The sequence below is a fragment of the Streptomyces sp. NPDC059443 genome, assembly GCF_042750105.1.
GTDB lineage: Bacteria > Actinomycetota > Actinomycetes > Streptomycetales > Streptomycetaceae > Streptomyces.
Window position 1 is genome coordinate 106976 of record NZ_JBHYVM010000012.1, and the last position, 6057, is coordinate 113032.

The window sequence follows — 6057 nt, forward strand, 5'->3', positions numbered from 1 at the left end:
TCATGCCGCCTGTTGTCCCCTCCTTCCTGCTCGGTCTTCTCGTGGCACCGTTGGCAAAGCGCCTCGTGAAGCCACTGGTGTTCGGCGTCGTCAAGACATCGATGAGCCTTGCGATGGAGGTGAAGAAGGTGGCGCACCAGGCCAACGAAGGGCTCCACGACCTCGCTGCGGAAGCGACTGCCGAGATGATCAGCGCCCAGCTGCGGGCCGACGCAGACGCGGATGCCAAGCCGGTGAAGCCTCGGTCGGAGGCAGCCGCGTCGGGCGCCGCCGCCCCGAGCCACTGATGTCGATGAGAGAAGCCCATTCAAGTGTGGAGCCCATGGTTGAGGGTCGTGACCTGATGAATGCGACGGCCGCGGACGAGGCGTCGATGGACGTGCTGTACACCGCCGAACTCGTAAATGACTGCGGTACCTACAAGTTGATCGTGCGGGACCTGGCGCACGGCACCCTGCAGTCGGTCACCGTCCCCAGGAGAACAGTCGGAAAGATCCCCATGTACCTGTCCATGGTCGGCCTCCAGTGGTGCTGATGACCTCTCTTGTAGTCTCCTGGGTTTCTGTTGACGTCGCAGCGGATGCTAGAGGGCGGTCGGCGGAAACGTCCTGCGGATCGTCCGCAGAGCTTCGTTGCCGGACGCTGTGGCACAGCACCGGCTGGGCGTACTTGATCGCCTGTTCGAGTGAATACGCGAGCCTGTGTGGCTCGTCCTGTGGCGTTTGATCGCTGTCCTGCCGTTCGTAGAACCTTGTGCCGAGACAAGGAGAAATCACCATGCCACTTGTTGTTCTTCCCTTCCTCGCGGGTGTGATCGTGTCACCGCTGGCACAGAAGATCGTCAAGCCCATCGCACGCGGCGCGGTGAAGGGTTCAGTGGGGCTCACCGTCAATGTCAAGCAGGCATGTGCCAGGGTGCGTGCCGAGGTGCAGGGTGCAGCCGCTGCTGCGGTTGCCAAGCATGCCGTCGAGAGCCCGGTTTCGGGCGGTACTGCCGAGGCCGGGCCTTCCGCGACCCCACGCGGCGCCACCGAGCGGTAGTACCGCTGTCCGGTCAGAATCCGATGGGATGAGGTGCGCCTGCGTCGCAGGCGCCGAATTGTCGTTGGGAACCCGGCTGAGGCGAAGGCCCGGACCCGCTCGCGGGGGTGTTCACCTCGCATCTGGTCGCGCTCGCCGACGATCCTTCGCTCGTGCTGCCGACGCCCGCGCTATCGGTGTTCGCCGATGCGGTGGCGGCGGTGATCGCTGCCACGATCGCGGCCTGGTTCCGGTTCCCGATGGTCACCGCGCCGGTCTGGAGGGTGGCCTCGGCCGTCAGCCGGGGCTTGCTGCTGGCGCCGGGGTGGCCGCCGCCGACGTGGTGAAGCGGATCAACACGAGTTGGCCCTGACGGGCAGCCACTCCACGGGCCAGATGCGGAGAGCGGTGATGGTGGCATCGTCGAGGCCGTGGGCGGCGAAGGCTTCGTCATCGGTCCACTCGGCGCCGGTGAGGTTCGCCTGGAGACCGTCGGCATCGGGAGGCGCATGGATCGGGCCGATGGTGGCTTCGTTCAGAAGTCGACGTCACTGTCTGTGATCCGTTGCGGGTGCAGCAAGCGTGACGGTGAGATGTTGACCAGGAAGCGGGACAGGGCCGAAGCCGCAGACCCAGACCTGGATCGTCAGCCGATTCTCCCCGGATTCTCCCCAGGGGCTCCCCACGGCCGCTTCTGGGGTGATCTGTGAGTTATGCGAAAGCGAAGTGCGAATGATTACCGAGTGTGATGCAGAGGGTGCTTAGAGCCAGTCCCGACGCTTGAAAATCACGTACAGACTGATGCAAACCATCCCCATGAGGCAGATCGCAAGGGGGTATCCGAAGCTCCAGCCCAACTCAGGCATGGAGTCGAAGTTCATGCCGTAGATGGTTCCCACGAGTGTGGGTGCGAAGAGGATGGCGGCCCACGAGGAGATCTTCTTGATTTCTTCGTTCTGTTCGAAGCCGGCCTCGGCCAGGGCGCGCATTTCGGCGTTCTGTTGTTGGGAGACCAGGGTGGCGTTGACCGTCAGGATTTCGGTGAGGGCCTGGCGAAAGCCGTCTACGCGTTCGCTGGTGTGGGTTACGTGGTCTGCCACGTCGCGGAGGTAGCGCTGGAGTTCCTCGTCGGTGCCGTACTTCGCGAAGCCGGCCATCAGGCTGTGGAGCATGCCGACCAGGGGGCGGGTGGCGCGTTGGAACTCGACCATTTCGCGGGAGAGTTCGTAGATGCGGCGGGAGACCTCGGGGTCGCCGCGGAAGACCTCGGTCTCGATCTCGTCCATGTCGTTCTGGACGCCCTCGACGACCGGGGCGTAGCCGTCGACCACCGCGTCGAGGATGGCGTAGAGGGCGGCCTCCGGGCCGAGGGAGAGGAGTTCCGGGGACTCCTCCATGCGGCGGCGGACCGCGGAGAGGTCGGGGGCGGCGCCGTGGCGGACCGTGATCAGGAAGTCCGGGCCGACGAAGATGTGGAGCTCGCCGAAGTCGACCTCCTCCAGCGCGTCCAGGTAGCGGGCGGCGCGCAGGACGACGAAGAGGGTGTCTCCGTACCGTTCCAGCTTGGGGCGCTGGTGGGCCTCCAGGGCGTCCTCGACGGACAGCGGGTGGAGGTTGAACTCGGTGGCCAGGGAGTGGAGTTCGGGCTCGGTGGGGCGGTGCAGGCCGATCCAGGCCATGCCGTCGGGCTGTTCGCGCAGCCTGCGGAAGGTTTCGGCGAGGGTGGTGGGGGAGGCGACTCGGACGCCGTCGCGGTAGACGGCGGAGTCGATCACGCTGCGGTGGTCCGGGGGCGTGGGGGCCGCCGGGGCCGGGTTCGGGGACCGCGGGGGAGTGGCCGGGGGACTCGCGGGAGGGGATCCCGGGCGGCGCCAGCCACCGGCGCGCTTCGCGGGCGAAGGCGAGGCGGGGGGTGAAGGGCGGCGGTCTGGGCGCTCCGACATCGAGGGTGACATCGCAGGTCAGCTCCCGGGCGAATGTGATTGATGGTGTGGTTTGCGGCAAGGGGCATGATATCGGCAGGAATGGATGGAATGGGTGGAATGGTTCGGCAGGTGGTGCAGCTGGGGTGTGGGTTGGGGTGTGGGTGGGGAGAGGGGTGGTTGGGTTGGGTTGCGGACAGGGGGTGTCCGCAAGGGGGGTTAGTTTGCTGGCATGGCCTCCAACTCCAGGACGACGCATCCCGTACTTGATACCCGTTCGCTGAACCGCGCCACGCTCGCGCGCCAGCTGCTCCTGAGCCGCGCCGAGATGCCGGCGCGGGATGCCGTCGCACACCTCCTCGGACTCCAGGCGCAGAACGTGAAGCCGCCGTACTTCCAGCTCCATGCCCGCCTCGCCGGGTTCCGGCCCGCCGAGCTCGCCGGGCTGATGGAATCCCGGGGAGTGGTCCGGATCGTCACCATGAGGTCCACCATCCACACCCACACGGCCCAGGACGCGCTGACGCTGCGGCCGCTCGTGCAGCCCGCCCGCGACCGGGAGGTCAACAACTTCCGGAAGGGCCTGGTCGGAGTCGACCTGGACCGGCTGGCTGGGCTCGCGCGGGAATTCGTGGAGGGAGAGCCCCGCACCATGGCGGAGATCCGCGAGGAACTGCTCAAGGAGTGGCCCGACGCCGATCCCCCGTCGCTGTCCGTCGCCGCGCGCTGCCGGCTGCCACTCGTGCAGATCACCCCGCGCGGGGTGTGGGGGAAGAGCGGGCAGGTGCGGCTCACCACCCTCGGCGAGTGGGTGGGGGAAGAGGCCGGGGTGAGGGAGGGTCCTCACGGCACGCAGGGCATCGACGATGCCGTCCTGCGCTATCTCGGCGCCTTCGGTCCCGCCTCCGTCAAGGACATGCAGACCTGGGCCGGTGTCACCCGGTTGCGCGAAGCGTTCGAGCGGCTGCGGCCGCGGCTGGTCGTCTTCCGGGACGAGAACGGCGTCGAGCTCTTTGATCTGCCCGAGGCGCCCCGGCCCGACGCCGACGTGCCCGCGCCGCCGCGCTTCCTCCCCGAGTTCGACAACCTGCTCCTCTCCCACGCCGACCGGTCCCGCGTGATCGCCCCCGAGTTCAAGGGGCGCACCTGGTCGGGGAACCAGGCCCACTGCGTGCTCCTGCTCGACGGGTTCCTCGCCGGGCTCTGGAAGCTGAACGGGAACACCCTCACCGTCGAGCTCTTCTCCGCGGCGACGAAGGCCCGTACGGCGGAGATCGTCGCCGAAGGGGAGGCGCTCCTCGCAGCCATGACCGAAGACGGGGCCGACGGCGCCGGCGGGTCCGTCCGCTTCGGGTCAATCCACGGCTGACGCCGCTCTGGTGGCCCGTACACCGGACACGGCACGATGCCTGTAGCCGGTCTGCCGGTCTGCCTGGACATAGGAGAGAGAGCAAGCAATGCGGATTCCCATGACCGTCACGGACTTCCTCGACCGGGCAGAGCTGGGGTTCTCGTCCAGCCCCGGCGTGGTCGACGAGCCCGATCAGCCCGGGGCGCCGGTGCCCGAGTCGACGTACGGGCGGCTGGGCGAGCGGGTCCGGGCCTGGCAGGCGGGGCTGGACGCGCTGGGGGTCGGCGAGGGCGAGCGCGTGGCGGTGGTCAGCCACAACTCCGCGCGGATGCTGGAGCTGCTGTTCGCGGTGCCGATGAGCGGTCGGATCTGCGTGCCGGTCAACTTCCGCCTCAAGCCCGAGGAGGTGGCGTACGTGGTCCAGCAGTCCGGAGCTTCGGTCCTGCTGGTCGACCCGGAACTCGACCGGTCGCTCGCCGCCGTCAAAGTGCGCCACCGCTTCGTCCTCGACACCCAGACCGACACCGAGCTGATGCGCTTCGGCGTGGAGCCGCGCCCCTGGTCGCGGCCGGACGAGGACGCCACCGCGACGATCAACTACACCTCGGGGACCACCGCCCGCCCCAAGGGCGTGCAGCTCACGCACCGCAACATCTGGGTGAACGGCCTGACCTTCGGCCTGCACACCCGGGTGTGGGAGCGCGACGTCTACATGCACACGCTGCCGATGTTCCACTGCAACGGCTGGGGCATGCCGTACGTCATGGCCGGCCTCGGCGTGAAGCAGGTCGTCCTGCGCAAGGTGGACGGGCCGGAGATCCTGCGCCGCGTGGAGGAGCACGGGGTGACCCTGATGTGCGGCGCGCCCGCAGTCTGGAACACCGTCCTGGACGCGGCGGCGACCTGGGAGGGCGCGATCCCGGGCCGCGACCGGGTAAGGATCGTCTGCGCGGGCGCCCCGCCGCCGACCAGGACCATCCAGCGGGTGGAGGAGGAGCTGGGCTGGGAATTCACCCAGATCTACGGCCTCACCGAGACCTCCCCGCTCCTCACCTTCAACCGGACCCGGCCCGCCGACGCGGACCTGCCTGCCGAGGAGCGGGCGCGCAAGCTGTCCCGTGCGGGCCTGCCCGCGCTCGGGGTCAAGCTGAAGGTCTCGGACTCCGGCGAGGTCCTGGCCCGCTCGAACGTGGTGCTCGACGGCTACTGGGACAAGCCCGAGGAGACCGCGGCGGCGCTCGAAGAGGACTGGTTCCACACCGGGGACGGAGGCACGGTCGACGAGGCCGACGGCCACCTGACGATCTCCGACCGGAAGAAGGACGTGATCATCACCGGCGGTGAGAACGTCTCGTCGATCGAGGTGGAGGACACGATCTTCAGTCACCCGGCGGTCGCCGAGGTCGCCGTCATCGGCGTCCCGCACGAGAAGTGGGGCGAGACGATCAAGGCCCTGGTGGTACTGGCCGAGGGGGCGACGGCCCAGGAGGCCGACATCATCGCCCACTGCAAGCAGCACATGGCCGGTTACAAGGCGCCGACGACGGTCGAGTTCCGCGACGCCATCCCGCGCACGGCCACGGGCAAGATCCAGAAGTTCAAGCTCCGCGACCCGTACTGGTCGGGCCGCGACCGGCAGGTGAACTGACCTCCGCGCCGCGGGGGGCGGGGCGGGGGGGCGGCCCGGCGGGCGGGGGGAAGGCACGCACAGCGGAACGGCAACGGCGGAAGGGGGGAGTCGACGGCGCGGTGCGGAGGGCGGGG

7 protein-coding genes are annotated in these 6057 nt (G+C 68.6%); 6 read left to right on the forward strand and 1 reads right to left on the reverse strand.

Going from position 1 to position 6057, the window contains the following annotated elements; genetic code table 11:
• Positions 1 to 2 precede the first annotated feature (2 nt).
• The 4 genes from ACFXDJ_RS14440 to ACFXDJ_RS14455 all read left to right on the forward strand — a co-directional run bounded on the left by ACFXDJ_RS14440 (position 3) and on the right by ACFXDJ_RS14455 (position 1367).
• Complete coding sequence (locus ACFXDJ_RS14440) at positions 3 to 287, forward strand: DUF5132 domain-containing protein (RefSeq protein WP_384651997.1); 285 nt, start codon at positions 3 to 5, stop codon at positions 285 to 287.
• A 56-nt stretch (positions 288 to 343) separates the two neighbouring features.
• On the forward strand, positions 344 to 535 hold the full coding sequence (locus ACFXDJ_RS14445; protein WP_384651999.1) for a hypothetical protein: 192 nt from the start codon (positions 344 to 346) through the stop codon (positions 533 to 535).
• Positions 536 to 777: 242 nt separating this feature from the next.
• On the forward strand, positions 778 to 1041 hold the full coding sequence (locus ACFXDJ_RS14450) for a DUF5132 domain-containing protein (RefSeq protein WP_384652001.1): 264 nt from the start codon (positions 778 to 780) through the stop codon (positions 1039 to 1041).
• Between the two features lie 107 nt (positions 1042 to 1148).
• Entirely contained in the window at positions 1149 to 1367 is a 219-nt protein-coding gene (locus tag ACFXDJ_RS14455) for a hypothetical protein (RefSeq protein WP_384652003.1), read from the forward strand.
• Between the two features lie 414 nt (positions 1368 to 1781).
• On the opposite strand, the gene ACFXDJ_RS14460 is transcribed toward ACFXDJ_RS14455, so the two are convergent.
• Positions 1782 to 2963: a magnesium and cobalt transport protein CorA gene (locus ACFXDJ_RS14460; protein ID WP_384652005.1), complete on the reverse strand. Its 1182-nt coding sequence runs from the start codon at positions 2961 to 2963 to the stop codon at positions 1782 to 1784.
• Between the two features lie 211 nt (positions 2964 to 3174).
• Here ACFXDJ_RS14460 and ACFXDJ_RS14465 point away from each other — a divergent pair, with 211 nt between their 5' ends.
• Both ACFXDJ_RS14465 and ACFXDJ_RS14470 read left to right on the forward strand, forming a co-directional pair.
• Positions 3175 to 4311 carry a winged helix DNA-binding domain-containing protein gene (locus ACFXDJ_RS14465; protein WP_384652006.1) on the forward strand — a complete coding sequence of 379 codons (1137 nt, stop codon included), beginning with the start codon at positions 3175 to 3177 and terminating at the stop codon, positions 4309 to 4311.
• 88 nt (positions 4312 to 4399) lie between these two features.
• Positions 4400 to 5941, forward strand: a complete 1542-nt coding sequence (locus ACFXDJ_RS14470) for an AMP-binding protein (protein ID WP_384652008.1) — start codon at positions 4400 to 4402, stop codon at positions 5939 to 5941.
• Positions 5942 to 6057 lie beyond the last annotated feature (116 nt).

Coding starts and splice junctions, on each gene's coding strand:
- ACFXDJ_RS14450 (WP_384652001.1), top strand. CDS start 778: ATGCCACTTGTTGTTCTTCCCTTCCTCGCGGGTGTGATCGTGTCACCG.
- ACFXDJ_RS14440 (WP_384651997.1), top strand. CDS start 3: ATGCCGCCTGTTGTCCCCTCCTTCCTGCTCGGTCTTCTCGTGGCACCG.
- ACFXDJ_RS14465 (WP_384652006.1), top strand. CDS start 3,175: ATGGCCTCCAACTCCAGGACGACGCATCCCGTACTTGATACCCGTTCG.
- ACFXDJ_RS14460 (WP_384652005.1), bottom strand. CDS start 2,963: ATGTCGGAGCGCCCAGACCGCCGCCCTTCACCCCCCGCCTCGCCTTCG.
- ACFXDJ_RS14445 (WP_384651999.1), top strand. CDS start 344: ATGAATGCGACGGCCGCGGACGAGGCGTCGATGGACGTGCTGTACACC.
- ACFXDJ_RS14470 (WP_384652008.1), top strand. CDS start 4,400: ATGCGGATTCCCATGACCGTCACGGACTTCCTCGACCGGGCAGAGCTG.